This is a genomic window from Roseateles koreensis, assembly GCF_028595305.1.
In the GTDB taxonomy this organism is placed as follows: domain Bacteria; phylum Pseudomonadota; class Gammaproteobacteria; order Burkholderiales; family Burkholderiaceae_C; genus Paucibacter_A; species Paucibacter_A koreensis.
On sequence record NZ_JAQQXS010000012.1, the window covers coordinates 54067 to 78054 of the forward strand.

Annotated in this window: 17 protein-coding genes; 5 read left to right on the forward strand and 12 right to left on the reverse strand. The window is 62.8% G+C overall.

The window, feature by feature from the left end; genetic code table 11:
• Positions 1-2: 2 nt before the first annotated feature.
• Entirely contained in the window at positions 3-761 is a 759-nt protein-coding gene (locus PRZ01_RS13890) for a pseudouridine synthase (RefSeq protein ID WP_273597398.1), read from the reverse strand.
• Between the two features lie 131 nt (positions 762-892).
• Between PRZ01_RS13890 and PRZ01_RS13895 the strand changes: the two genes are divergently transcribed.
• Positions 893-1342, forward strand: a complete 450-nt coding sequence (locus PRZ01_RS13895) for a hypothetical protein (protein ID WP_273597399.1) — start codon at positions 893-895, stop codon at positions 1340-1342.
• A 30-nt stretch (positions 1343-1372) separates the two neighbouring features.
• Here PRZ01_RS13895 and PRZ01_RS13900 read toward each other — a convergent pair whose 3' ends face one another.
• The gene (locus PRZ01_RS13900) at positions 1373-1777 is read right to left on the reverse strand and encodes a YchJ family protein (RefSeq protein WP_273597400.1); all 405 of its coding nucleotides are present in this window, start codon (positions 1775-1777) and stop codon (positions 1373-1375) included.
• A gap of 75 nt (positions 1778-1852) precedes the next feature.
• On the opposite strand from PRZ01_RS13900, the gene PRZ01_RS13905 reads away from it, so the two are divergent.
• Positions 1853-4264: a UvrD-helicase domain-containing protein gene (locus tag PRZ01_RS13905; RefSeq protein ID WP_273597401.1), complete on the forward strand. Its 2412-nt coding sequence runs from the start codon at positions 1853-1855 to the stop codon at positions 4262-4264.
• A gap of 57 nt (positions 4265-4321) precedes the next feature.
• On the opposite strand, the gene PRZ01_RS13910 is transcribed toward PRZ01_RS13905, so the two are convergent.
• The 4 genes from PRZ01_RS13910 to PRZ01_RS13925 all read right to left on the reverse strand — a co-directional run bounded on the left by PRZ01_RS13910 (position 4322) and on the right by PRZ01_RS13925 (position 7617).
• Entirely contained in the window at positions 4322-5263 is a 942-nt protein-coding gene (locus PRZ01_RS13910) for a class I SAM-dependent methyltransferase (protein WP_273597402.1), read from the reverse strand.
• Between the two features lie 48 nt (positions 5264-5311).
• Positions 5312-6127, reverse strand: coding sequence for a BPSS1780 family membrane protein (locus tag PRZ01_RS13915; RefSeq protein ID WP_273597403.1), 816 nt, complete (start codon positions 6125-6127; stop codon positions 5312-5314).
• Between the two features lie 62 nt (positions 6128-6189).
• Complete coding sequence (locus PRZ01_RS13920; RefSeq protein ID WP_273597404.1) at positions 6190-7173, reverse strand: homoserine kinase; 984 nt, start codon at positions 7171-7173, stop codon at positions 6190-6192.
• A gap of 105 nt (positions 7174-7278) precedes the next feature.
• Positions 7279-7617, reverse strand: coding sequence for a hypothetical protein (locus tag PRZ01_RS13925; RefSeq protein WP_273597405.1), 339 nt, complete (start codon positions 7615-7617; stop codon positions 7279-7281).
• A 166-nt stretch (positions 7618-7783) separates the two neighbouring features.
• Between PRZ01_RS13925 and polA the strand changes: the two genes are divergently transcribed.
• On the forward strand, positions 7784-10564 hold the full coding sequence (gene polA, locus PRZ01_RS13930) for a DNA polymerase I (RefSeq protein ID WP_273597406.1): 2781 nt from the start codon (positions 7784-7786) through the stop codon (positions 10562-10564).
• The gene (locus PRZ01_RS13935) at positions 10564-13710 is read left to right on the forward strand and encodes a discoidin domain-containing protein (RefSeq protein ID WP_273597407.1); all 3147 of its coding nucleotides are present in this window, start codon (positions 10564-10566) and stop codon (positions 13708-13710) included. The genes polA and PRZ01_RS13935 overlap by 1 nt, the downstream gene beginning before the upstream one ends.
• Positions 13711-13738: 28 nt before the next feature.
• On the opposite strand, the gene PRZ01_RS13940 is transcribed toward PRZ01_RS13935, so the two are convergent.
• Positions 13739-14659, reverse strand: a complete 921-nt coding sequence (locus PRZ01_RS13940) for a J domain-containing protein (protein ID WP_273597408.1) — start codon at positions 14657-14659, stop codon at positions 13739-13741.
• 124 nt (positions 14660-14783) lie between these two features.
• Positions 14784-16937 carry a sodium-translocating pyrophosphatase gene (locus tag PRZ01_RS13945; RefSeq protein WP_273597409.1) on the reverse strand — a complete coding sequence of 718 codons (2154 nt, stop codon included), beginning with the start codon at positions 16935-16937 and terminating at the stop codon, positions 14784-14786.
• Between the two features lie 259 nt (positions 16938-17196).
• Between PRZ01_RS13945 and ppa the strand changes: the two genes are divergently transcribed.
• Entirely contained in the window at positions 17197-17736 is a 540-nt protein-coding gene (gene ppa / locus PRZ01_RS13950) for an inorganic diphosphatase (protein ID WP_273597410.1), read from the forward strand.
• Positions 17737-17855: 119 nt separating this feature from the next.
• Here ppa and PRZ01_RS13955 read toward each other — a convergent pair whose 3' ends face one another.
• The 4 genes from PRZ01_RS13955 to PRZ01_RS13970 form a co-directional block, all read right to left on the reverse strand.
• Positions 17856-18785, reverse strand: coding sequence for a GNAT family N-acetyltransferase (locus PRZ01_RS13955; protein ID WP_276598317.1), 930 nt, complete (start codon positions 18783-18785; stop codon positions 17856-17858).
• 247 nt (positions 18786-19032) lie between these two features.
• Complete coding sequence (locus tag PRZ01_RS13960) at positions 19033-19743, reverse strand: M48 family metallopeptidase (RefSeq protein ID WP_273597411.1); 711 nt, start codon at positions 19741-19743, stop codon at positions 19033-19035.
• Positions 19744-19752: 9 nt separating this feature from the next.
• Entirely contained in the window at positions 19753-23061 is a 3309-nt protein-coding gene (locus PRZ01_RS13965) for a type I restriction endonuclease subunit R (RefSeq protein ID WP_273597412.1), read from the reverse strand.
• 27 nt (positions 23062-23088) lie between these two features.
• Positions 23089-23988 carry an OST-HTH/LOTUS domain-containing protein gene (locus PRZ01_RS13970; RefSeq protein WP_273597413.1) on the reverse strand — a complete coding sequence of 300 codons (900 nt, stop codon included), beginning with the start codon at positions 23986-23988 and terminating at the stop codon, positions 23089-23091.

Consider the following 23988-nt stretch of genomic DNA (forward strand, 5'->3'; position numbering starts at 1 on the left):
TTTCATGGGCAGGATGCTTTCAGGGGGGGCGGTGGCGCGGGGTCGATAGGCAGTTCGGCATCTTGGCAGATGCCGTGCTGCGTCAGCAAAGCCCACTCCGGCCCCAGCGGCGCTTCAAGGAGCAAAGGCTCCTGCGTAACTGGGTGGGTGAGGGCCAGGCTGAGGCCATGCAGCCACAGGCGTTGCAGGCCCAGAAATTGGGCCACGCTGCGGTTCAACGGCCCTTTGCCGTGGGTGGCGTCACCCACGATGGGGTGGGCAATGTGCTTGAGGTGCCGGCGAATCTGGTGGCGGCGCCCGGTCAGGGGTCGGGCTTCGATCAGCGAAAAGCGCGTGTCGGCGTGCCGAGGGTCGCTGCTGATGGGCCAGCTCAGGCGCGCCAGGCGTTGCCAGTCGGTGTGTGATTCCAGCCGTGTCTGCCCCGCGGAGGGCAGGTCGGGATCGCGTGCCAGAGGGTGGTCGATATGCCCCTGCGCATCGGGCCATCCCCGCACCAGCGCTCGGTAGCGTTTGCGTGGCAATCCTTGTTCAAACTGCTGCCCCAGCGCGGAGGCCACCTCGGCACTGAGGGCGAACAGCAGCAGGCCTGACGTCCCTTTGTCCAGGCGGTGCGCGGGCCACACGGGGCGGCCCAGTTGGTCGCGCAGGAGTTGCAGCGCAAACACGGTCTCCTGCGCGTCCAGGTCCGTGCGGTGCACCAGCATGCCGGCCGGTTTATTGATGGCGACGAGGTGCTCGTCGCTGTAGATGATTTGCAACATTGAACTTGTGAACTCTTACCCTGCTGCGAGGCGAACCCCGTTGATTGAGTGCGCAATCTCACGGATACACATGCTGTTACTTGCGGCCCCCCAAGAGGTGGGGGTGGCATCGGCAGGGGGGGACCGAAAGAATGCTGACACAGACGCCGCGCATCATCCGCAGTGTCCACCCCCCGGAGTTGGCCATGCCGCAAGTTTTCAACGTTGGATACCGTTCGCCCCTCGTCAATGGTTTGGCGTGGTTGTTAATGATTCTGGGCTTGCTGGGTCTGGGGCTGTGCGGTTACTTGCTCGGCTTCTCTGCGGCGGGCCGCAGCCTAGCCGGCTTGATTGGCCTGCCGACGCTGACCGTTATTTCTGGCTTGGCAATCGCAGCGGGGCAAGCCCTGCTGCGGCGCTATGAATGGGGCCGCCGACTCAGCCTGGGCCTGCTGCTGGCTTGCGCGCCCAGTCTGCCTGCTTTGCCCTGGTTGACTGGCTCGCATCTCATGCTTGCTGTGGTCTACCTGGGCCTGAGCGCCAGTCTGCTGTGGGCCGCAGCCCGTTTGAATTCACGCGGGGTGCGGCAAGAGTTTGCTTGAGAGCCTTGCCCATGAAAGGGCGGCTCTCTGTCATTTGAGCAAGCCGTCCCGGTACAACCAGTCTGCGTTCACTCGCTCGAAGCTGCTCACCTCGTGCAGGCGGTGAGCCCGGCCGCCGAGCTTGCTGCGGGCCACGAATTCAACGAAAGCATGGTTCTCGTCTTGGCGAACATGTTTTTTCACGTCCAGCCCCAGCCACCGCAAGCCCGCCTCATTGGGCTGCAACAGGGCGGGGCGGGTGTCGGGGTGCCAAGTGGCACGCAGGTAATCCAGCAGGTCCAGTGCATAGGCGCTGTAGCGCGAGCGCATCAGGGCTTCGGCATCTGGGGCGCTGAGTTGCCCGGTCTGAGTAAACAGGGCGTGAAAGCGGCCGCAACACGCGGCGTAGGCGCTGGGGTGGCCGCAGGGGCAGGCATTCGTCTTGTCTTCTTTCATCGGCCGGCATCATGCCCGAAATCCAGGCCGCTTGCCCGCGCCGGACGGTCTCGCGGCAAGCCCTAAAATTCAGCCATGCACCTGCCTCCCCAAGACGATTTGTTCACCGCCCCGCCTGCTGTCGAGAGCCAGGGCCTGCTGAAAAACATCAATCCTGAACAATTGGCCGCCGTAACGGCGCCGGCCGAGCCGATGTTGATTCTGGCCGGTGCCGGTTCGGGCAAGACCCGTGTGTTGACCACGCGCATTGCCTGGTTGATGCAAACCGGCCAGGTGTCGCCCGGCGGCCTGATGGCCGTGACCTTCACCAACAAAGCCGCCAAGGAGATGCAGACGCGTCTGGGCGCGATGCTGCCGGTGAATGTGCGTGGCATGTGGATTGGCACCTTCCACGGGCTGTGCAATCGGTTCTTGCGGGCCCACTGGAAGCTGGCAGGCCTGCCGCAGGGTTTTCAAATTCTGGATTCGAGTGACAGCGTGTCTGCCATCAAGCGCGTCATCAAGGCGATGAAGCTGGACGAAGAGCGCTATGTCGCCAAGCAAGTCAGCTGGTTCATCGCCTCCGCCAAGGAAGAGGCGCAGCGCCCTGGCGACATCGTGCCGCACGACGAGCAGACCCGCACCATGGTGGCAATCTATCAAGCCTACGAGGACCAATGCAAGCGCGAAGGCGTGGTGGACTTCGCGGAGTTAATGCTGCGCTGCTATGAGCTGCTGCGCGACAACAAGCCGGTTCGCGAGCACTACCAGCAGCGCTTTCAGCACTTGCTGGTGGATGAATTTCAGGACACCAACAAGCTGCAGTACGCCTGGCTCAAGATGTTTGCGCCGCCCGGTCGTCAGCAGGCGGTGTTTGCCGTGGGGGACGATGACCAGAGCATCTACGCTTTCCGCGGTGCACGCGTGGGCAATATGGTTGATTTCGAGCGCGAATACCGCGTGAGCCGGGTTATCAAGCTGGAGCAGAACTACCGCAGCTTCGGCAACATCCTCGATTCGGCCAATGAGTTGATCGGCCACAACAGCAAGCGTTTGGGCAAGAATCTGCGCACCGACGCTGGGCCCGGCGAGCCGGTGCGCGTGTATGAGGCGGCCAGTGATTTCGCCGAGGCGCAATGGTTGATCGAGGAAGCCCAGGCTCTGCATCGCCAAGGCCTGGCCCGCAAGGAAATTGCGGTGCTCTACCGCAGCAACGCGCAGTCGCGGGTGATTGAGTCAGCGCTGTTCAATGCGGGCATTCCGTACCGGGTGTATGGCGGCTTGCGCTTTTTTGAGCGGGCTGAGGTGAAGCACGCCTTGTCGTATCTGCGCCTGCTCGAAAATCCCAACGACGACACCAGCTTTTTGCGGGTGGTCAACTTCCCAACCCGCGGCATCGGCGCGCGCACCATCGAGCTGCTGCAGGACGCGGCGCGCGCGTCGGGCCGCAGCCTGTACCAGAGCGTGGGCGCGGTGGCGGGCAAGGGGGGCAACAACCTGATGGCGTTCACTGGCCTGGTTGACAGCACCCGTAACTTGACACAAGGACTGACCCTGCGCGAGATCATCGAGCAGGTGCTGGAAACTTCCGGCCTGGCCGAGTTCTATCGCAACGACAAAGACGGTGCCGAGCGACTGGAGAACTTGGGCGAACTGATCAACGCGGCGGAAGCATTTGTCACGCAAGAAGGGTTTGGCAAGGACGCAGTGGCGCTGCCGGTGGATGAACTCTCGCCCGGTGCAATCGCCGAGGGCTTCCCGGCTGCGGTGGCGCCGGCCAACTTCACGCCAGATGCCGAGACGGGCGAAATCATGTCGCCCTTAGCGGCCTTTTTGACCCACGCATCGCTGGAGGCGGGTGACAACCAGGCGCAGGCCGGGCAAGACGCGGTGCAGCTCATGACCGTCCATTCGGCCAAGGGCCTGGAGTTCGACGCGGTTTTTATCACCGGGCTGGAAGAGGGGCTGTTTCCACATGAAAACAGCCTGACCGATCACGACGGCGTTGAAGAAGAACGCCGCCTGATGTACGTGGCCATCACCCGTGCCCGCCAGCGCCTGTACCTGTGTTTCAGCCAGACCCGCATGCTGCACGGCCAAACCCGCTACAACGTCAAGAGCCGCTTCTTTGACGAGTTACCTGAAGGGGCGCTGAAATGGCTGACGCCGCGCAATCAGGGCTTTGGGTCGGGCTTCGCCAAAGAGTATCAAGATGCCTGGTCACGCGGCTCGGGGCTCAAGTCGATGGTGGGCGCCGGTCGTGTCGAGAAGCCGGCCTATGTGGCCGCGCCCGTCCCGCGCAGCATGAAGGCTGCAGCGGCTGAAAAAGTTGCCGCTGAGTTTGGCGGTTTGCGCGTGGGCAAAGGGGTGTTCCACACCAAGTTTGGCGAGGGCATGCTGATGACGCTCGAAGGCACCGGGCAAGACGCCCGCGCGCAGGTCAACTTTGGGCGCCACGGCATGAAGTGGCTGGCGCTGTCGGTGGCGAAATTGACGCCGATTGATTGATGGATCGGGCGATCGCGCCTGGGCGCGATGTGCGCGATGTGCGCCTCAAGTATTGATTCAGTCCGGTGCCTTGTAGACCAGCACCTTCAGCGCTCGGTCGGCGTCCACGTCGGCAAAGGCGGGCGGATTGGCCAGGCGTTCCACAAAGGTCAGCTCGGGCGCCAGTTCCTGCATTTGATCCTGCAGAAAGCTAACGCCGAGTTTTGGCGTGTTCAGGCACAGCAAGGCGTGGCCGCCCGGCATGAGCAGGTTGGGCAGGCGGCGCATCAGGCGGGCGTAGTCTTTGGTTGCGACAAAGCTGCCTTTCTGGAAGCTTGGCGGGTCGAGAATGATGAGGTCGTAGGGCCCGCCGCGTGTGATCTTGCCCCAGGAGGTGAAAACGTCGTGTGGCATGAAGCTGGCGCCGGCCGTGAGGCCGTTGAGGGCATGGTTTTGTTTGCCGATGGACAGGGCGCCGGGGCTCATGTCCATATTCAGCACGCGCTCGGCACCGGCCTGCAGGGCTACCACTGAAAACGCGCAGGTGTAGGCGAACAGGTTGAGCACTTTGATGCCCCGTGGGGCCGGGTGCTGCGTGGTGAACTCACGCACCCAGCGCCGCCCCTCGGCCATGTCAAGAAACAGGCCGTGGTTTTGGCCCTTCAACACATGCACCCCGTATTGCGCGAGGCCTTCGCTCACCCGGTGTGGCGTGGGCACGCTGCCTGACATCAAGCGGGTTTCGGCCTCAGTGCCTTCTTCCCGGCACTGGTAGACCCAGTTCAGCGTGTCCAGGGGGGTGTCCGCGCTCAGGATCTTCCAGCGCGCTGCCAGGGCTTCGTGAATTTGGGTCAACTCGTCTTCGCTGACCGACTTGAAGCTGGTCAGCACCCAGACCGGGGGATAGAAATCGAGCGTCCAGTGTTCACATCCCGGGTGCAGGCCGCCCCGGCCGTGGAAGATGCGGGTGGCGTCGGTGGACAGCTCCGTGAGGGCGATGGCATTGAGCAGAGCTTGCATGGCGGCGGTTCGATAGGGGAGGGGGGCCGCCAGGGAGGCGTGGGCTGATCAGGCCTTGTTGTCGGGCAATTCGGTGGGCGCGCCAAACATGAAGCAGTCGATGAAGGTGAAATACAGCGAGGCATAGAACACCGTGGAAAGCAGCAGGCCGCAAGCCATGCCCAGCACCGGCAAGATCTGTGCGAGCCCGAGTACCTCGGCCAGCAGGCTTGCGCTCAGGCCCAGGCTCATCACCAAGGTGCCCCAGAGCAAGGCGTTGTACGCAAAGGCGCCGCGATTGCGCCACAGGGCGATGGTGCTGGAGAACAGCGCTTGCATCAGGCCTTGGCCACCCCAGTGCACCAGGGCAGGCGCATGCCAGAAGGGGATGGAAATCAGCGCCGCCAGCACCAGCCGCGTGATGGCGCCCCACAGCAAGGCGGGGTTGGCGGCAGCCTCGGCCAACTTTTCAGGCGCGGCACCGTCGGCCATCAATTGCTGCAATTGGTCCATGCTACCGCCGTCCACCCAGCCCGCCAGCAGGCTGATGCCCAGCGTCAGCAAGGCATAGCAGGCGCCCAGCAGCAATTGGGTGTTCCGGCGCTTCGGTGTGAGCTTGAAGGGCAGCAGGAACACCACCGCGGAGGGCGTCTGGTTCTGCAGCACCAGATGGGTGGCCAGCATGAAGCCCAGCGACAACTGCGGCAGCGCCATCAGCAAGAGCAGCACGCCTGCGCCCGGCACCATGAGCATCAGCATGGAGGCAAACAGGAACAGCGAAAACAGGCCGGCCAAGGCCACCGGGCGGCGCTGGAAGACCTTGAACCCGTGCCGTAACCACAACATGCCGTTGCGGGCGGGCACGGTTTGCAGGTGCAAGATCATGGGGCGAGTGTTCAAAGTCAAAGGGTTCAAGGGAAAGTTGGTTCAGGTGGCCGCGCGAAGCCTCAGGCTTGTGCCATAGCATGCCAAGGGCGTTGGATGCGTTCACGCAGCACGCGCTCGAAATGGCTGGGGTCATGGGGCTTGAGCAAGCTGGCCTCGCGCGGCAGGTGAAAGTCCCAAAGGCGCGAAACCCAGAAACGCAGCGCTGCCGCACGCAGCATGGCGGGCAGCAGGCGCCGCTCGGTGCCAGATAGCGGCCGCACCCGTTCATAGGCGCTGACAAAGGCCTGCGCGCGGGTTTCGTCCAGGCGGCCGTCGTCCAGGTTGATGCACCAGTCGTTCAGGCAGACGGCCACATCGAACAACCAAGCGTCCACACCCGCGAAATAGAAGTCAAAGAAGCCGGTCAGGCGTTCGCGGCCCGGCAGGCCGTGGTCCAGATCGAACATCACGTTGTCGCGAAACAGGTCAGCGTGAATGGGGCCCCGTGGCAATTCGGCGTAACTGGCCGACGCGGCGAGTTGCTGCTGGTAAAGCAACTCGCCCGAGATCAACTCGTTTTGCGTTTGCGTCAGATGGGGCAGCAGCACGGGCACCGTCTCGGTCCACCACGCCAAACCCCGTAAATTGGGCTGGTGCAGCGCAAAGTCCTGGCCGGCCAGATGCATACGGGCCAACGCTGCGCCGACTTGTTCGCAGTGAAACATGTCAGGCGCCAACTGGTGGCGGCCAGCCAATTTGTTGACCACCGCGGCGGGCTTGCCTTGCAACTCGAACAGAATCTGCCCGGCGGCGTCGGCTTGCGGGTCCGGCACCGCCAAGCCGCGCGCGGCCAGGTGCTTCATCAGCTGCAGATAAAAAGGCAGTTGCTCGAAGCTGAGGCGCTCGAACACGGTCAACACAAATTCGCCCGCGTCGGTGGTGAGGAAATAGTTGGTGTTTTCGATGCCGGCTTTGATGCCGCGCAAGGACTGCACTTGGCCCAGATTCAGGCGGGACGCCAGAGCTTGTGCCTGCGCGTCGGTGATTTCGGTAAATACGGCCATGTCAACAGCGGCTTATGGGCAACAAAAAAAGTGGGGGACGAAGCTTCGAGCTGGCTGGAGCGCCAAGCTGAGGTTCAGGCGAAATCCCGGCGGCGCATCAGAAGTTCAAAAGCTCAGCAGGCGCCAAACTCGGGCACCCGCAGAACCGCGGCTGGCGCCATTGCCTTGCGACAAGTCGTGTCCCGCGTCGCTCATGATGATTTCGTAGCCGGGCAGCGGGCTGTTTTTCGGGTGCACGGCGACTTTTTGGGTCTGGCCGCGAACGCGCGTTTCTTCGACACGGTTGCTGTCGTCTTCGATCACCGTTTGTTCGACTTTTGCGTCGGGCACTTTTTGGGCGCTCTGGGTCGGCTTATCCGCCTTTTTTTCAGCAGGCTCGGCGACCTCTGCTGCCTGAGCCGCAAACATCGTGCTGTTGAGGCAAAGGGCAAGCAGCAGTGCCAAGGGCCTGGCTGATCGAGTTGGGGTGGAGGTGCTGACCATGGCTTATTCTATTCTGCCCGCTGTATTCAGCCCGTTGACCCCGGGCGAGTGCATGCGCGAGCCTGCTGGTGCGGGTGGGGTGTGCATGTGGGGGCCGGAGACATCAGCATGAATGACAATGCGGCCCATGAGCAAACCCATTCTTTTGCTGGTCGACGGTTCCAGCTATCTGTACCGTGCCTATCACGCCATGCCCGATCTGCGCGGCCCTGCCGGGGTGCCTACGGGCGCCGTGCATGGCATGGTGGCAATGATGAAGCGGCTGCGGGAGCAGGTGGCGGCGGAGCACGCGGTGTGTGTGTTCGATGCCAAGGGCCCGACCTTCCGCGACGAGTGGTATCCCGAGTACAAGGCGCAGCGCGCGCCCATGCCCGACGCCTTGCGCGAGCAGATTGCGCCGATCCACGAGGTGGTCAAGCTGCTGGGGTGGCCGATTCTGGAAGTGCCCGGCATCGAGGCCGACGACGCCATCGGCACGCTCGCCCGCGTGGCGGTGGAGAGCGGGCACGCGGTGGTGGTGTCCACCGGCGATAAAGATATGGCGCAGTTGGTCAATGCCGACGTCACCCTGATCAACACCATGAGCAATGAAACGCTGGACGTGGCGGGCGTGACGGCCAAGTTCGGCGTGCCGCCCGATCGCATCATCGACTACCTGACCTTGATGGGCGACACCGTGGACAACGTGCCCGGCGTCGAGAAGGTCGGCCCCAAAACCGCGGCGAAGTGGATTGCTGAATATGGCTCGCTCGATGGCGTGATCGCCCAGGCTGACAAGGTCAAAGGCGTGGCGGGCGAGAATTTGCGCAAGGCGCTGGACTGGCTGCCCATGGGCCGTAAGCTGGTGACCATTCGCCTGGACTGCGATTTGACGGGCCATGTTCCCGCTTGGCCTCAGCTTGAGGCGCTGGCCCTGCAGGCCGCAGACCCTGTGGCGCTGCAAGACTTTTACACCCGCTACGGTTTCAAGACCTGGTTGAAGGAGTTGGCGGGTGGTGCCGCCAAGGTGGCCGCGCCCGCCGAGGTAGGCTCAACGACATCCGCCAGCGGTGATTTGTTCGCGGGGGCGTCTGATGCCGTGGTGCCCGTGCTTGCCGTGCAGGATCGCCATTACGACACCATTTTGGATTGGCCGAGCTTTGACGCTTGGCTGGCGCGGCTGCAGGCGGCGCCCCTCGTGTCGCTGGACACCGAGACGAACTCGCTGGACCCCTTGCAGGCACGCATTGTCGGCATTTCCTTTAGCGTCAAAGCGGGGGAGGCGGCGTACATCCCGTTGTGCCATGAAGGCCCTGATGCGCCTGAACAATTGCCGCTGGACGCGGTGCTGGCCAAGCTCAAACCCTGGCTGGAAGATGCGGCAGCCGCCAAGCTCGGGCAGAACCTGAAGTACGACACCCATGTCTTCGCCAACCACGGCATCGCTTTGCGCGGCGTGGTGCATGACACTATGTTGGAGAGTTATGTGCTGGAGGCGCACAAGACCCACGGCCTGGGGGCTTTGGGCGAGCGCTATCTGGGCCGTGCCGGTGTGAGCTACGAAGATCTGTGCGGCAAGGGCGTGCATCAAATCCCGTTTGCCCAGGTGGATGTGGCCAAGGCGGCCGAATACTCCAGCGAAGACTCGGACATGTGTCTGCAAGTGCACGAGGCCCTTTGGCCGCAGATCGAAGCCGACGCCGGTTTGCTGCGCGTGTACCGCGACATTGAGATGCCTACCAGCGCGCTGCTGGCCCGCATCGAGCGCACGGGGGTGCTGATCGAAGCCCCTCGGCTGCAGGCGCAAAGCCATGAACTGGGCCAGCGTTTGCTCACGCTGGAGCAGGAGGCTTACGTCATCGCGGGGCAGCCCTTCAATATGGGTTCGCCAAAACAAATCGGTGAAATTCTCTTCAACAAGCTGGGCCTGCCCATCGTCAAGAAGACCGCGACGGGCGCGCCGTCGACCGACGAAGAGGTGCTGGACAAGCTGGCGTTGGACTATCCCTTGCCCGCCAAGATTCTTGAGTTCCGCGGCCTGGCCAAGCTCAAGAGCACTTACACCGATAAATTGCCCCTGATGATCAACGCGCAGACCGGTCGGGTGCACACCAACTACGCGCAGGCGGTGGCGGTGACCGGGCGTTTGTCCAGCAATGAGCCGAATCTGCAGAACATTCCGATCCGTACCGCTGAAGGGCGCCGCGTGCGTGAAGCCTTCGTGGCGCCGCTTGGGCATTTGATCGTCAGCGCTGACTATTCGCAGATCGAGCTGCGCATCATGGCCCACATCAGCGAAGACCCGGGCCTGTTGCGCGCTTTTGGTGAGGGGCAGGACGTGCACCGCGCTACGGCGTCTGAAGTGTTCAATACCCCGCTGAACGAGGTCACCACGGAACAACGGCGCTATGCCAAAACCATCAACTTCGGCCTGATCTACGGCATGGGCGCCTTTGGCCTGGCCCAGTCGCTGGGGATTGAGCAAAAGGCGGCACGCGACTACATTGATTTGTACTTCAACCGATTCGCGGGCGTGAAGTGCTATATGGACAGCACCCGCGAGTCAGCCAAGGCCAAGGGTTATGTCGAGACGGTGTTTGGGCGGCGGTTGTGGTTGCCTGAGATCAACTCCGGCAACGGGCCGCGCCGTACGGGGGCGGAGCGCCAGGCTATCAATGCGCCCATGCAGGGCACGGCTGCTGACTTGATCAAGCTGGCGATGATTGCGGTGCAGGCGGCGCTGGATGCGCAAGGCAAGCGAAGCCGCATCGTCATGCAGGTGCACGATGAACTAGTGTTTGAAGTACCGCAGGACGAGCTGGATTGGATCAAGTCCGAAGTGCCCCGCCTGATGGCAGGCGTGGCGCAATTGAAAGTACCTTTGCTGGCCGAAGTGGGCGTGGGCAGCAATTGGGATGAGGCCCATTGATGCAGCACAAGCTTGCCAAGATGCTGGCTGCTTTGGGGGCAGCCCTGGTGGTTTCAGTTGTTCAGGCCAAGCCAGCACCCGGGGCTTCACCTTCGCCCCTGCCTGCCGGGGTCGTGCGCAGCGAGATGCTGGATGACTTCAAACCGGCCGGCAAGCTTGCCAAAGGAGCGCCCCCCGTCTCCCAGTGGTCCGCGCAGGGCTCTGATCAGGTGCGCGCCACGCTGAGCCTGGAGCGCGCCGGCGGCCTTTGCATGGACTACGATTTTTCAGGCGTTTCAGGATCTGCCGTGATGCGGCGCAGCCTACCGCTCAATTGGCCGGAACGTTTTGATCTGGTGGCGCGCATCAAAGGCAGCGGTGGGCCGAATGATCTGCAGGTCAAATTGATCGACGTCAGCGGCGAGAACGTTTGGTGGGCCGGCAAGCCCGCGCAGACGTGGCCGTTGAAGCCCCTGGATCTGCGCCTGCGCAGTCGCCAGTTTGAATTTGCCTGGGGCCCCGCCAAAGACAAACGGCTGCGCCAGACGCAGTTCATCGAGTTTGTGGTGTCAAACACGGGCAGCGAGCGTGCCGCCGGAAAAGGGCGCTTGTGCCTGAGTCAGCTTGAAATGCAGGAGCGCCAGCCGACGCCTCAGGTTTGGCCGGATCCCGTGATTTCGGTGGACAGCGGTTTCGTCGATTTCGACTTTCAGCGCTTGCGTGAGTTCAATGGGCTGGCCTTGCGTTGGCCCGCATTTGCCCGCGGGGTGAATTACGAAATCCTGGCCTCAGACGATGGCAAGGCTTGGCGATTGCTGAGGGCCGTGAAAGGCAGCGATGGCGGGCTGGACGCGGTTTTTCTGCCCGACAGCGAAACCCGTTATCTCCGCGTCAGATCGAATGTGATGGCGCAGCCCTTGGTGAGCTTGCGCACGGCCGCCCAGTGGCCGCACATGAACGCGGTGGTCGCCAGCCTGGTGCAAGATGCCCCACGGCCCGAAGTGTTGCGTGGCGATGTACCGCGCAGCTGGTTGGGTGAGCAAAATTATTGGACGCTAGTCGGCGTGGACGGGGGCGGATCGCGCTCCGCCTTGTTTAGCGAAGATGGGGCCTTGGAGGTGGGGCGCGGTGCCTACAGCGTGGAGCCAGCAGTCAAGCTGGACGACGGCACCGTGGTGACCTGGGCGGCGGTCAAGGCCCAGCAGAGTCTGCGTGACGGGTATTTGCCGCTGCCTTTGGTGCAATGGCAGCATTCGGCGTTCACTCTGGAGATGGAAGCTGCCGCAGATGGCCCGCGCGCCGCACCCGCTTTGATGGCACGTTATGTTTTGCGCAACACCAGTGATCGCAGGCAGATCTATACCTTGATGCTGGCCCTGCGACCTTGGCAGGTGAGCCCGCCGCAGCAACTGGGCTTGCCTGGCGGGGTGAGCGGTATTCACAGTTTGCGCTGGGTGAACAACGAAATGCAGGTCAACGGCACGCCCGGGCTGCGTCCGACCGAGGCACCGCAGGCAGTGACCGGGGTCACCTTTGATACCGGTTTGAATTTGAAGGTGCTGCAAAACGGCGCTGCATTGGGTAGCCTGAGCGATTCAGAAGATATGGCTTCAGGCTTGTTGCAGTTCCGCGTGAGCTTGGCCCCGGGCGAAGTCAAAACATGGGCATGGGCCGCACCCCTGGGGGGGGCAGAGTCCAAGGCGCCCAAGATTTCGGTAGGCAGCGTGGCTGATCTGGAGCAACGGATGGACCTGGTCGCTGCGCTGTGGCGAGAGCGACTCAATCGGGTCAGCATCACGGTGTCGGGGGCGGACCAACGGATTCCCAACACCCTGCGTTCAGCACTGGCGCATGTGTTGATGGCACGGGACGGTGCGGCGCTGCGCCCTGGGACGCGTGCTAACGCACGCACCTGGATTCGTGGGGGCGCCTCGATGGTGGAGGCGCTCGCGCGTTTGGGTGAGCTGGACGCTGCCCGCGAATTTGCGGACTGGTACGGCGAGCGGATTTTCGTCAATGGCAAGGTACCGTGTTGCGTTGACGGACATGGCGCCGACCCCACGGTTGAAAACGACAGTCCGGGTCAGTATTTGTACCTGGTGGCCGAAATTTGGCGACACAGCCACGACCATGAGTTTCTCGTTCACCACTGGCCGCGAGTGCAGGCGGTGCAGGCGTGGATGGAAGGCCTGCGGCAATCTGAACGTGATCAGGATAAGCGCCAGCCGGAGCGCGCCCATCTGTTTGGCTTGATGCCGCCGTCGATCAGCCATGAGGGCTATTCGGACCGGCCAGCGTATTCGTACTGGGATAATTTTTGGGCCTTGCGCGGTTACAAGGACGCCGTGGTGATTGCGCGCGCCTTGGGCCACCATCAAGTGGCGGAGCAGTGGTCGGCCCAGCGTGATGAGTTTCAGGGTGATTTGGTGGCGTCGGTTGCGGCGAGCGCTAAGCGCTTTCACATCGACACCCTCGCGGGGGCTGCGGACCGGGGCGACTTTGATCCGGCTTCTTCAGCCATCGCCTTGAATCCAGCCCAGGCGCAAGAGATCTTGCCGCCTGAGCTGCTGAAGGGTACCTTCGAGCGTTATTGGAGTGAAAGCCATGCCCGCAGCGAGGGTCAACGCACCTGGACGAATTATTCGCCCTACGAGTTGCGCACGATCGGGGCATTTGTGCGTCTGGGGGCGGTCGGCCGTGCACATGACACGCTGGAGTTTTTCTTCAAGGATCAGCGCCCGCGTGGCTGGAACCAGTGGGCGGAGCTGGTTTTGCCGGAGGCGCGGGAGCCGCGCTTCTTGGGGGATATGCCGCACGCCGGGGTGTCGTCCGAATTCATTCGCGCCAGCTTGGACATGTTTGGCTACGAGCGCGAATCGGCCGGTCAATTGTTGATTGGTGCAGGCTTGAAACCCGCTTGGTTGGCGCAAGGTGAAGTCGCTGTGCGTGGCCTCTCCACGCCTTTTGGGCCGTTGAGTTACAGCCTCGTCAAGATGGATTGGGGGTGGCGTCTGGACATGGAGCAAGCCGGTGCGCCCACGCGCCTGGTCTGGCCCGGCCAGCTCAGCTTGCCCCGGGCGGTGGCCGATGGCAAGCCATTAACCTGGCAAGGTCGGGAGCTGCCTTTGCCGGTGGCGCCTGCGACGATACAGTTGTCAGCAGATTGATTTGTTGAGTGGCTGGCCCGCTTGGCCGTCAGGCGGGCTGACGCGGCGTCTCAAAGGCTGCTGGGCTGACGCGAGGCGCAGCTCCCATGCGTTGAACCCGGCGATGCAAAAAGGCCTGGGCCAAACCTGATTCGGCTTGCAGGCGCTGGCCGATGTACAACTCGCGGCGGCGTTCCTGAATCTGGCTGCGCAGCCTGCTGGCCATCACGCACAAGGGGTCCAAGCCTTTTTGCTCAGCGCGGGTGATCGCCACCCACAGCTGGTGCATGGGGTGGGCTTGAAGGGCGACGCGGTAGGCCTGCACGACGCGCAGACGCCCTTGCACCAGATGTTCGCTGCGTGACAACCAGGCCTGCAGGGCGTCGGCGTTGCCGCCCATCACCCGCTGCGGCGGTTCACCGGCGGCGAGGAGCAGGGCTTCGAGCGGTGCCCGCTCGCCTTGCGCATAGGCGGCATTCACGGCCATCATGGCTTGTTCACGACCTTGCCGTTCGGTGTCATCGGCCGCAAAGTCCGGGTGCAGGCGCATGGCCGCGCGGCGGTACAAGGTTTTCAGGCTTGGAGGGCTCAGTTGAACCTCGCCAAGGGCCGCATCCACAGGCTCAGGCGGCAGGGGCGCGCAGGGCGGCAACTGCGGCAGGACGGGCAGTGCGGTGGCTTGGGGCGCCAGCGGCATCGGAGCCTCGATGCCATGGCGGCTCAATGCCTCTGCGAGGTAGCGGGTGGCCGTGTGCAACTGTGATTCCAGCGCGTCCAGTTCTTGGTAATGGCAGCCCAGGAGTTCGATATAGCGTTCAACAAAGGCCTGCAGTTGGGCAAGCAGCATGTTGAACGCCTGCTCTTCCTGGACCATGAACTGATGCAGGTCTTTGAATTGATGGCGACGCCGCTCCAGGCCGTGACGGGTCAGCGCGGTGTTCGCAGGCGTCGTTCTCGGCGGCATCGTCATGGGGTCGTGGTGTGTATAAAAGGACCAGTGCGTCAAGCCGCTATTGTGGCCGTCCGCAGACCTTGTTCAAAGTAGAAACAGCCCGCATGCGGGCTGTTTTTTTGTCAGATCTTGTGAACGGCAGTCAGGGCGCTGATGCAGTAGAAGCAGCCAGCCCCGCGGGGCCTGTTGCCATGCTGGCGGTGGACGCAGATACCGCCGATACCATCGGTGCCGCCGCCGGGTGGGCATTGACAGCGGGCAGCGGCAGCAGCGGCACGATCAGCAGCGCCACGATATTGATGATCTTGATCAGCGGGTTGACGGCAGGGCCGGCCGTATCTTTGTAGGGATCACCCACCGTGTCGCCGGTGACGGCAGCCTTGTGCGCGTCAGAGCCCTTGCCACCGTGATGGCCATCTTCAATGTACTTCTTGGCGTTGTCCCAGGCGCCGCCGCCGGTGCACATGGAGATGGCGACGAACAGGCCGGTGACGATGGTGCCCATCAGCAGGCCGCCCAGCGCAGCGGGGCCTAACAGCAAGCCCACCAGCACCGGTACCACCACGGGCAACAGCGAGGGGATGATCATCTCCTTGATGGCTGCGGTGGTCAGCATGTCGACCGCGGTGCCGTATTCGGGCTTGCCGCTGCCGTCCATGATGCCTTTGATGTCGCGGAACTGGCGGCGCACTTCCACCACCACGGCGCCGGCGGCACGGCCTACGGCTTCCATGGCCATGGCGCCGAAGAGGTAGGGAATCAAGCCGCCGATGAACAAGCCCACGATCACCTTGGGATCACTCAGATCAAACGCCACGGAGATGCCACGGCTTTCCAGCGAGTGCGTGTAATCGGCGAACAGCACCAGGGCTGCCAAGCCGGCCGAACCAATGGCGTAGCCCTTGGTCACGGCCTTGGTGGTGTTGCCCACGGCGTCCAGCGGATCGGTGACGTCGCGGACTTCTTTGGGCAGCTCCGCCATTTCAGCGATGCCGCCGGCGTTGTCAGTGATGGGGCCGTAGGCGTCCAGGGCCACCACAATGCCGGCCATGCTCAGCATGGAGGTGGCTGCGACGGCAATGCCGTACAAGCCACCCAGCTGATAGGCGCACAAGATGGCCGCGCAGACAAACAGCACCGGCCACGCCGTGGAGCGCATGGAAACACCCAGGCCGGCAATGATGTTGGTACCGTGCCCGGTGGTCGACGCTTGCGCAATGTGCTGCACCGGCGAGTACTGGGTGCCGGTGTAGAACTCGGTCACCCACACCAAGGCAGCGGTCAGCACCAGGCCGACGGCGCAGGCGCCGAACAGGCGCATCTGTGTACCAGCGCCCAAGGCGTCGTCAGGGATGACATGGGCCGTGACGAAGTAGAACGCCACCAGCGAGAGCAGGCCTGATACCGCCAGCCCTTTGTAGAGCGCCGGCATCACGTTCTTCATGCCAGGCGAGGCCTTGACGAAACCGCAGCCGATGATGGAGGCGATGATAGACACCCCCCCCAGCATCAAGGGGTAGAGCACCGCCGCCATGGGCGCTGAAGTCACCATCAGTGCGCCCAGCGTCATCGTGGCGATCAGCGTGACGGCGTAGGTTTCAAACAAGTCGGCGGCCATGCCGGCGCAGTCACCGACGTTGTCACCCACGTTGTCGGCGATGACGGCGGGGTTGCGCGGGTCATCTTCAGGGATGCCGGCCTCCACCTTGCCCACCAGGTCGGCACCCACATCGGCGCCCTTGGTGAAAATGCCGCCGCCCAGGCGGGCGAAGATAGAAATCAGCGAGGAGCCGAAGGCGAAACCCAGCAAAGGCTTGAGCGAGGCTGAATCGACCCGCTCACCGCCACTCAGGTACCAGAAGAAGAGGCTGACACCCAACAGCCCCAGCCCCACCACGAGCATGCCGGTGATGGCGCCTCCCTTGAAAGCGACCGCCAGCGCCGGGCCGATGCCCTTGGTGGCAGCCTGTGCGGTTCGCACGTTAGCGCGCACCGACACATTCATGCCGATGAAGCCGCAGGCGCCTGACAGCACCGCGCCCAGCACGAAGCCCACGGCCGTGGTGTGGTCCAGGAAGATCGCAATCAAGATCGCCAGCAGCACACCGACCATGGCAATGGTCTTGTATTGGCGGGCCAAATAGGCGGCCGCGCCCTGCTGGATCGCGTTTGAAATTTCTTGCATGCGGGCGTTGCCCGCGTCCTGACTCAAGATCCAGCTTCGTTGGATGAAGCCATAAAGCACTGCGGCAAACCCGCAGGCCAAAGCAAAGTACAGCGCCAAACTCGTCGACATGTAGCTGACTCCCGTTTTAGTGTTTGCTCTGATGAGCTTGAAGGTTAGGACTGGATTGGGGCACCAAGCCCCTGCGTCAAGTCACGCGAATGAGCTTAAGGGATGGGCTCGTGCCAATGCAATTGACGTCTGTGGGTGTTTACCCAGTGTGTGCGGGTAAACAAGGGGTCGCCCTGATAAGCGTCAAGCTCGTGTCAGCTGTTTGCAAGTGCAGCCCTTAGAATCCGGGTTTCCCCGTGCCAAGAATCTACGGAGTCCCATGAGCCTGCACAACGTGACCCCCGGCGCCAAAGCGCCCGAGCAATTCAACGTCATCATCGAAATTCCGATGAATGCCGATCCGATCAAGTATGAAGTGGACAAGGAAAGCGGCGCGCTGTTCGTCGACCGCTTCATGACCACGGCCATGCACTATCCCTGCAACTATGGCTACATTCCCCAGACCCTTTCGGACGACGGCGACCCGGTGGACGTGCTGGTGATCACCCCCTTCGCCCTGACCCCGGGTGTGGTGGTGACCTGCCGCGCCATTGGCGTGTTGAAGATGGACGACGAGGCCGGTGGCGACGCCAAGCTTCTGGCCGTGCCGATCGACAAGATCTTGCCGATGTACACGCACTGGCAAAAGCCAGAGGACGTCAACAAGATGCGCCTCAATGCGATCCAGCATTTCTTCGAGCACTACAAAGACCTGGAGCCCAACAAGTGGGTCAAGGTTCAGGGCTGGGAAGGCCCCGAGTCGGCGCGTGCTGAAATCGTCTCTGGCATGGAAGCCTACAAAAAGGCCAACCCGGTTTGATGCTTGAGATTTGATGCCTGACTGCGGGCAATGAGCCCGTAGCGATCAAGCGCCCCGCGAAAGCCGGGCGCTTTTTTTCCAAGCCGAACGGGCTACTTTCTTCGGGCGGAGCCTCAGCCTTAGCCGGGCGCTTTGAAGGGCTGATGTGATTCCAGTTCATTCACATAAGCCGTGATTGCCTGACCCTCACGTGCCAAAAATTCTTCCACTGCGTGGCTGAATTCGGGCTGCGCCAGCCAGTGGGTGGATTGTGTGCCCACCGGCAGCAAGCCGCGGGCCATCTTGTGCTCCCCCTGTGCGCCGCCTTCAAAGCGTTGGTAGCCCTGAGTGATGCACCACTGCAGGGGCTGGTAGTAGCAGGCGTCGAAATGCAGGCAGGAGATGGGCTCCAAAGCGCCCCAATGGCGCCCATACGCAGCCCCTTGCTGCGGATCAATCGCCACCAAAGAGGCTGCCACCGATGGGCCATCCCCGCGTTTGGCGATAAAGAGCAGCCAGTTCTCCGGCATGCGTTGGCTCATTTGCGCAAAAAAATCGCGTGTCAAATACGGTGTGCTGTGATGGGCACGGTAGGTCAGTTGATAGCAGCGGAAGAAGAAATCCCAGTCTGCTTCGGTAATTTCACGGCCTTGGCGCATCTCGAAGTGGATGCCCGCGTCCCGCACCCGGCGTTGCTCTTGCTGAATCTTCTTGCGCTTTTCGCGCTGCAGTGAAGCCAAAAACTCTTCGAACGACGCATAGGGCTGGGACGTGCGGTTCCGCCAATGAAACTGGACACCGTTGCGCACCATCCAACCCTGAGCCTGGGCGGCTTGGTGGTCTTCAGCCGTTGCAAACAGCAGATGGGCCGATGAAAGCCCGAGCCTTTGCGCCAAGGCCTGCAAGCCCTGCATCAGCAGGCTGCGGGTGCGCGCGTTGGTGGCCAGCAAGCGAGTTCCGGGTACCGGCGTGAAGGGGATGCCCACCAAGAGTTTGGGGTAATAGTCCAGGCCGTGCCGCTGGTAGGCATCAGCCCAGGCCCAGTCGAAGACATATGTCGCAAGGGGCATCCTAGCGAATTCTGGCGGACTAGGTGTAACTGCCAATTCCCAAAGGGAGGTGCTGTTAGAGGTCTTTTGTATTACTAGGGTAAACCCGTATTTGTTGGCGCCACGGTTTTTGCATTTCTGTGGATAACTTTTTTGGGTCCAGCCGAGCGGCCCTCCACAGCTCCGTGAATATCTTCGATGCACGTCGAATGCTCAGCGTATGGGAGCGCGCGGCTTTACATGTTTCGAGGACGTGCCGTGTTTTCGCCTACACGGCATCGCCCAAGGCTGCCCGTTCCAGAACCTCATGCTGCCGCCGCCAGTCCGGCATCTGCCGGGCAACCAACGCCCAGAACGCACGCGTATGACTTTTTTCCACCGTGTGGCAGAGCTCGTGCACAACGACATAGTCCTGCACGCTGGCTGGCAGCTCCATCACGCGAGGGTGGAACTCCAGCACGTTCTGCGCATTGCAACTGGCCCAGCGGCTTTGAAAGTGCCGGATGCGGGCGCCGCGTGCCTGCAAGCCTGATTGGCGTTCCCAGTGGCGCACGCGTGCCAGCAGCTTCTCGTGCGCACGGTCTCGGTAAAAGCCGGCGAGTAGAGGGGCGAGGGCGTCGAGCCCGATGCTGCGTCCGGCTGGGGTTTCAATCACGAAGCGCGAGGCGGTGAAGCGCAGCGTGGAGTAGGCAAGTTTAGGCACATGCCTCACCTCGGTGAAGTAAGTCCGTCCGCAGTAGCGCAGGCGGCTGCCCGTGACGATGAGCTCCTCGGCGAGCGGCATCTCAACCAAGGCCTGCTTCTCGCGAATCCAGCGCGCGCGTCGGCGCACCAGAGCCTCTTGCTCCTCCAGCCCCACGGCTGGCCCGCGCAGCAACACCGGGTGTCCGCGCTCCACGGTCACGTAGTGCCGCTTGAGCGTGGCGTCAGCCTTGAATCGCCATTCGATGGTCGTCTGACCGTACTGCAGCCGAGGCATAGGGATTCGTCAGTTCTTCAGCAAGATGTCCAGGATGCGCCCCGCGTGCTCACGCGCTACAGAACGCTCCCAGCCGGCCAGCGGCATGAGCAGCTTGCGCAGCAAGTCCCGCACCTCGGGATGCAGGTCAGGCATCTGCTTCCAGTTGCCCGCCGCCAGCGTGTGGCTCAGTTCCTTGTCCTCAAACAGCTGGGTGCAGGCCACGCGGGCGGTCTCTTCGCCCAGCAACGTGGCGAGATAGCGATAGACGGCGGAATGGGCCGGCTTGTCGAAGCCGGTCTTGTCCTTGTCGACAACGCGCTGCCCAAACAATTCCAACTGCTCCAGGAACTGAGCCTGGCTGATGCGGCCGGCTTTTTCCTCTTCGAGCAACTTTTCCAGCTCGGCCGCCAGCTTGTCGAAGAAGGCCGGGTCCTTGTCGCGTCCGGTGGCGATGGTGTGCTTGAGCTGGTTCTTCATCACCAACGCCTGGCTGCCGGGGCTGGCCAGCTGTTTGAGCCGGGCCATGTCGCTGGCGTCGAGTATCGACACCTCGCGACCGAGCAGGCTCCTGGCTGGGCTGGCCGCAATGTACTCATCCAGCAGGCGCTGCAGCAACGCTGACTCCAACCGGGTGATGCGCTCGCGGTAATTGCTGTCGGGCAACTTGTCGCGCAGCATCAGGCGGATTTCGCCAAACAGGGTGAAGTAGGGCTTGAAGGGCACGCCGCGAACATCGGGCAGGATGATGTCGACGCTGCGGTTGAACTGCTTCGCCAGTTCCAGAAAGTCCTCCACCGCATCCAGACGTGAGGCCGGGTCGAGGAAGCGTTCGGCATCGTCCTTGTAGTCTTCCCGCTGGCTCACCGGGTCATGCTTCTTCGGCAGCAGCTTGAGGATGCGCTCCAGAGTGCTCTGCAGCTTGGGCAACTCGCTCTCCACGCCTTGCCAGACCTGCGCAGGTTGCACCTCGCCGCCATAGACCTTCAGCGCCTGGTCCAAATGGTCCACCACGCCGTGGTAGTCCACGATATAGCCAGCGTTTTTGCCAGGCAGTGTGCGGTTCACCCGCGCAATCGCCTGCAGCAGCGTATGTTCCCTCAGCGGCTTGTCTAGGTACATGGTGCTGACGATGGGCGCGTCCCAGCCGGTCAGCAGCATGTCCGACACGATGATGAGCCCCACGTTGTTGGCGTGCGGTCGACCATCCTGGCCCTTGGCCTCGTTGCCATAGGGCAGCGGGAACAACTTGCTGATGAAGGGGCCGACCTGCTCGGACGGCATGGCGACCGGCTCCTTGCCGGCTTTGACTTCGTCCCGCACCCGCTCTTCGATGCGCTGCACTTTGGCGATGTCCAGCTTGTGTTCGGCGGCCTCTTCCTCGACCGTGGCTCCGGTGCGTGTGCCGGTAATGCCGGCCAGCGAGATGACCACTTTGCTCTGGAACGTCGGCAGCCCCTGCTGGGCTCGCTGCGCCATCAAGTCATCGAGCAGGTCCTTGTAGCGCACGGCCATGTCGCGGCCGTCGCATACCAGCATGGCCTTCACCCCTTTGGCCTGCACGTTGCTGACGAAGTGCTCCACCAGATGCGCGGCCACCTGGTCCATGCGGTCGCCGGCCTTGCGCCAGTGGGCGAGCAGTTCCTTCTTCAAGGCCTGCTGTCGCGCTTCGGGCTTCTTGGCAAACTGGGCGTCGAAGGCCGCATCAAGCTGGGCATCGGCTGCCAGCTTGACCCAGGCGTCCTGGTACTTGATGGGCAGCGTCGCGCCGTCGGCCACGGCCTCGTGCAGACGGTACTCGTCGATGTAGGTGTCACCGCCGAACTCTGACAGCGTGTGCTTGTCGTCGTTCAGCAGCGGCGTGCCGGTGAACGCGATGAACTTGGCGTTCGGCAGGCTGGCACGCATGAAGGCGGCCAGAAAGTCGTACTGGCTGCGGTGCGCTTCGTCCACCAGCACATAGAAATTGGGCTTTGCGCTCAACACCCGGAAGTTCACCTTCTCGCGCTTCAGCTCCACCCACTTGGCATCGAGCAATACGCCGTCCTCGTCATGCCGGCCGTAGTGCTCGTTGCGCTCCTCCACCATGAAGAAGTCTTTCTCCACCCGCACCCGCCGGTGCCGGGTCGCCAAAAGCAGTTCGTCCCCATCATCTGGGGCGCCGTCTGCCGCATCGTCTGCCACTGCGCCAGGCTCATCGCCCTCCTGGAACTTCTGCACGGTGCTGGTGAACACGCTGCCGTAGTCGTTGCCCAGCATCCGCACTAGGCCCGCCACGGACACCGCCTGGATGGCTCGGATGCCCACCGCGTGGAAGGTGTCGAAGATTTGCTTGTCTAGGTCTCGGCGGTCGGTCAGCACCAGCACGGTCGGGTTGGCTAAGCCGGTGCTGTCGGCCCTCAGCAGCCGCGCCAGCAAGGCCATGGTCAGTGACTTGCCGCTGCCCTGCGTGTGCCAGATGACACCGCCCACGGGCTTGGCCGCCGTCAGCCGGGTGATGGTCTTGCGCACCGCGCGCCACTGCTGGTAACGAGGCAGCTTCTTGACCGTCTTGCCTTCTCGCGTCTCGAACAGCACAAAGTGCGTTACCAGCTCCATAAAGCGGCTGGGCTCGAACAAGGCCCACAGCAGTTTCTCCTGCTCGCTCGGCTCGTGGCCCAGCAGGGCTTTGACGGCAGTCAACTCCGCTTCCTGCAGGCGGTAGCGCGCGTAAAACGCTGGCTTGGTGAGGATGGCGCCATACAGGCCTTCGCGCCGATTCAAGCCCACGCAGACCTGGTTGAACACGAACTGCGTCGCGAAGCTGCGCTGGTATCCGTCCAGCTGCGCCAGCGCCTCGTCCAGCCGGTGGTGGCTGCCCTTGCACTCGATGATGGCCAGAGGCAGGCCGTTGACGAAGAGCAGCAGGTCGGGCCGGAACAGGTCGCCGTCGGCATTGCGCCCCACGTACTGGTCGACCACATGGAAGTCGTTGTGAGCCACGCTATTGGTCGAGTCTGTGGCATCGAAGAAGCGCACGCTGCGCGGCGCGCCGTCGGCGTCCTTGACCTGGATGTCCGAGCGATGGAGCACTTGCTCCCAGAACGCCTTGTTCGCCGGCAGAAGCTCGTCGTTGACGCGCTTGCGCATCTCCAGCAGCGCGGCGTCTACACCGCCCGGTGCCTCGGCCAGCCACGGGTTCAGCGCCAGCAGGCGCGGGCGCAGCACGTCTTCCAGCACGGGGGCCAGATGGCGGTACTCGACCTTCGCCTCGCTGCCTGGCAGATGCGTGTAGCCCAGCTTGACAAGCCACGCCAATGCCGGGGTTTCTACTCCGGTCTTCTCGGGTGACTGGCTCATGAAGGCTCTTGCTCGCGTGTCATGTTTTCATTCCTCCCTGAGGCTACGGTAACAAACAACCGTGCCGTTCATTGCTGGGGCACCTTCTGCGGGCACCTGCTTCTTGACCTCGAATTGCCTGGACTCGTGCAACACCTGCCGCCAGCTACTACATCCGTACCGCTGGGGCGTCTGCTCGGGAGCGTGCTGCCTCTGCCATGCTATTGCCGCGTTCAGCTCGGTCCAGCCCTCCGGCCTACCTTGGCTCAATGCCGCCTCGGCCTCACGCAGGCTGTCCACGATGCCGCTCATGGGCCAATGCACCTGACCGTCCGGCGCAATGCCGTCGATGAGCATGTCCTTGAAGCTCGGACTGTCCATCAAAGAAGCCGCGATAGCTCGTGTCCGTTCCATCTGCTCGGCCCATTCGCGCAGGGTCAGGTAGTGCGCGTCGATGGTTCCTCGGCTGCGGTCGAGGTAGGCCACGGCGGCTTCGCAACGCTCCATCTGGCCGAGGTCGAAGCGCTGCAGCAGGTGGTGAACCAGTTCGTTGCGCAGGTCGACGAGCTCCTTCAGCCCGGCCTTGGTCGACTCATAGCGCTCGGCGTCCATCACCATCCGGTGCTGAAAGCTAAACCAGATACCGTTGCCAGGTGGCTCCTCCGATGCGGGCGAATCGGCAACCGCGCTGTCGTCGCTACTCAGATAGCCGCCGGTCAGCATGCCGACAAGGCCGCCCAAGGTATTCTTCTGGGCGCAAGCGATTTGCTCTTCGCGAAGGGACTCCAACTTCGCCGGCGGGCCGGCGACTTCGGTATTTGCCACCATGGCCTTGAGGAGCAGCTCATACTGCTGCAGGCGCAGCAGGCAGCCACCCAGCTTATTTTGGGCTGCACGCTGAAGCTCAGCGAGCCCGCCAGCTTGCTCAGGGGTGGCAGCCAAGTCCAT

Bases quoted from the DNA above. Each gene is read 5' to 3' on its own strand.
- PRZ01_RS13890 (WP_273597398.1), bottom strand. From the start codon at position 761: ATGTTGCAAATCATCTACAGCGACGAGCACCTCGTCGCCATCAATAAA.
- PRZ01_RS13895 (WP_273597399.1), top strand. From the start codon at position 893: ATGCTGACACAGACGCCGCGCATCATCCGCAGTGTCCACCCCCCGGAG.
- PRZ01_RS13900 (WP_273597400.1), bottom strand. From the start codon at position 1,777: ATGAAAGAAGACAAGACGAATGCCTGCCCCTGCGGCCACCCCAGCGCC.
- PRZ01_RS13905 (WP_273597401.1), top strand. From the start codon at position 1,853: ATGCACCTGCCTCCCCAAGACGATTTGTTCACCGCCCCGCCTGCTGTC.
- PRZ01_RS13910 (WP_273597402.1), bottom strand. From the start codon at position 5,263: ATGCAAGCTCTGCTCAATGCCATCGCCCTCACGGAGCTGTCCACCGAC.
- PRZ01_RS13915 (WP_273597403.1), bottom strand. From the start codon at position 6,127: ATGATCTTGCACCTGCAAACCGTGCCCGCCCGCAACGGCATGTTGTGG.
- PRZ01_RS13920 (WP_273597404.1), bottom strand. From the start codon at position 7,173: ATGGCCGTATTTACCGAAATCACCGACGCGCAGGCACAAGCTCTGGCG.
- polA (WP_273597406.1), top strand. From the start codon at position 7,784: ATGAGCAAACCCATTCTTTTGCTGGTCGACGGTTCCAGCTATCTGTAC.
- PRZ01_RS13935 (WP_273597407.1), top strand. From the start codon at position 10,564: ATGCAGCACAAGCTTGCCAAGATGCTGGCTGCTTTGGGGGCAGCCCTG.
- PRZ01_RS13940 (WP_273597408.1), bottom strand. From the start codon at position 14,659: ATGACGATGCCGCCGAGAACGACGCCTGCGAACACCGCGCTGACCCGT.
- PRZ01_RS13945 (WP_273597409.1), bottom strand. From the start codon at position 16,937: ATGTCGACGAGTTTGGCGCTGTACTTTGCTTTGGCCTGCGGGTTTGCC.
- ppa (WP_273597410.1), top strand. From the start codon at position 17,197: ATGAGCCTGCACAACGTGACCCCCGGCGCCAAAGCGCCCGAGCAATTC.
- PRZ01_RS13955 (WP_276598317.1), bottom strand. From the start codon at position 18,785: ATGCCCCTTGCGACATATGTCTTCGACTGGGCCTGGGCTGATGCCTAC.
- PRZ01_RS13960 (WP_273597411.1), bottom strand. From the start codon at position 19,743: ATGCCTCGGCTGCAGTACGGTCAGACGACCATCGAATGGCGATTCAAG.
- PRZ01_RS13965 (WP_273597412.1), bottom strand. From the start codon at position 23,061: ATGAGCCAGTCACCCGAGAAGACCGGAGTAGAAACCCCGGCATTGGCG.
- PRZ01_RS13970 (WP_273597413.1), bottom strand. From the start codon at position 23,988: ATGGACTTGGCTGCCACCCCTGAGCAAGCTGGCGGGCTCGCTGAGCTT.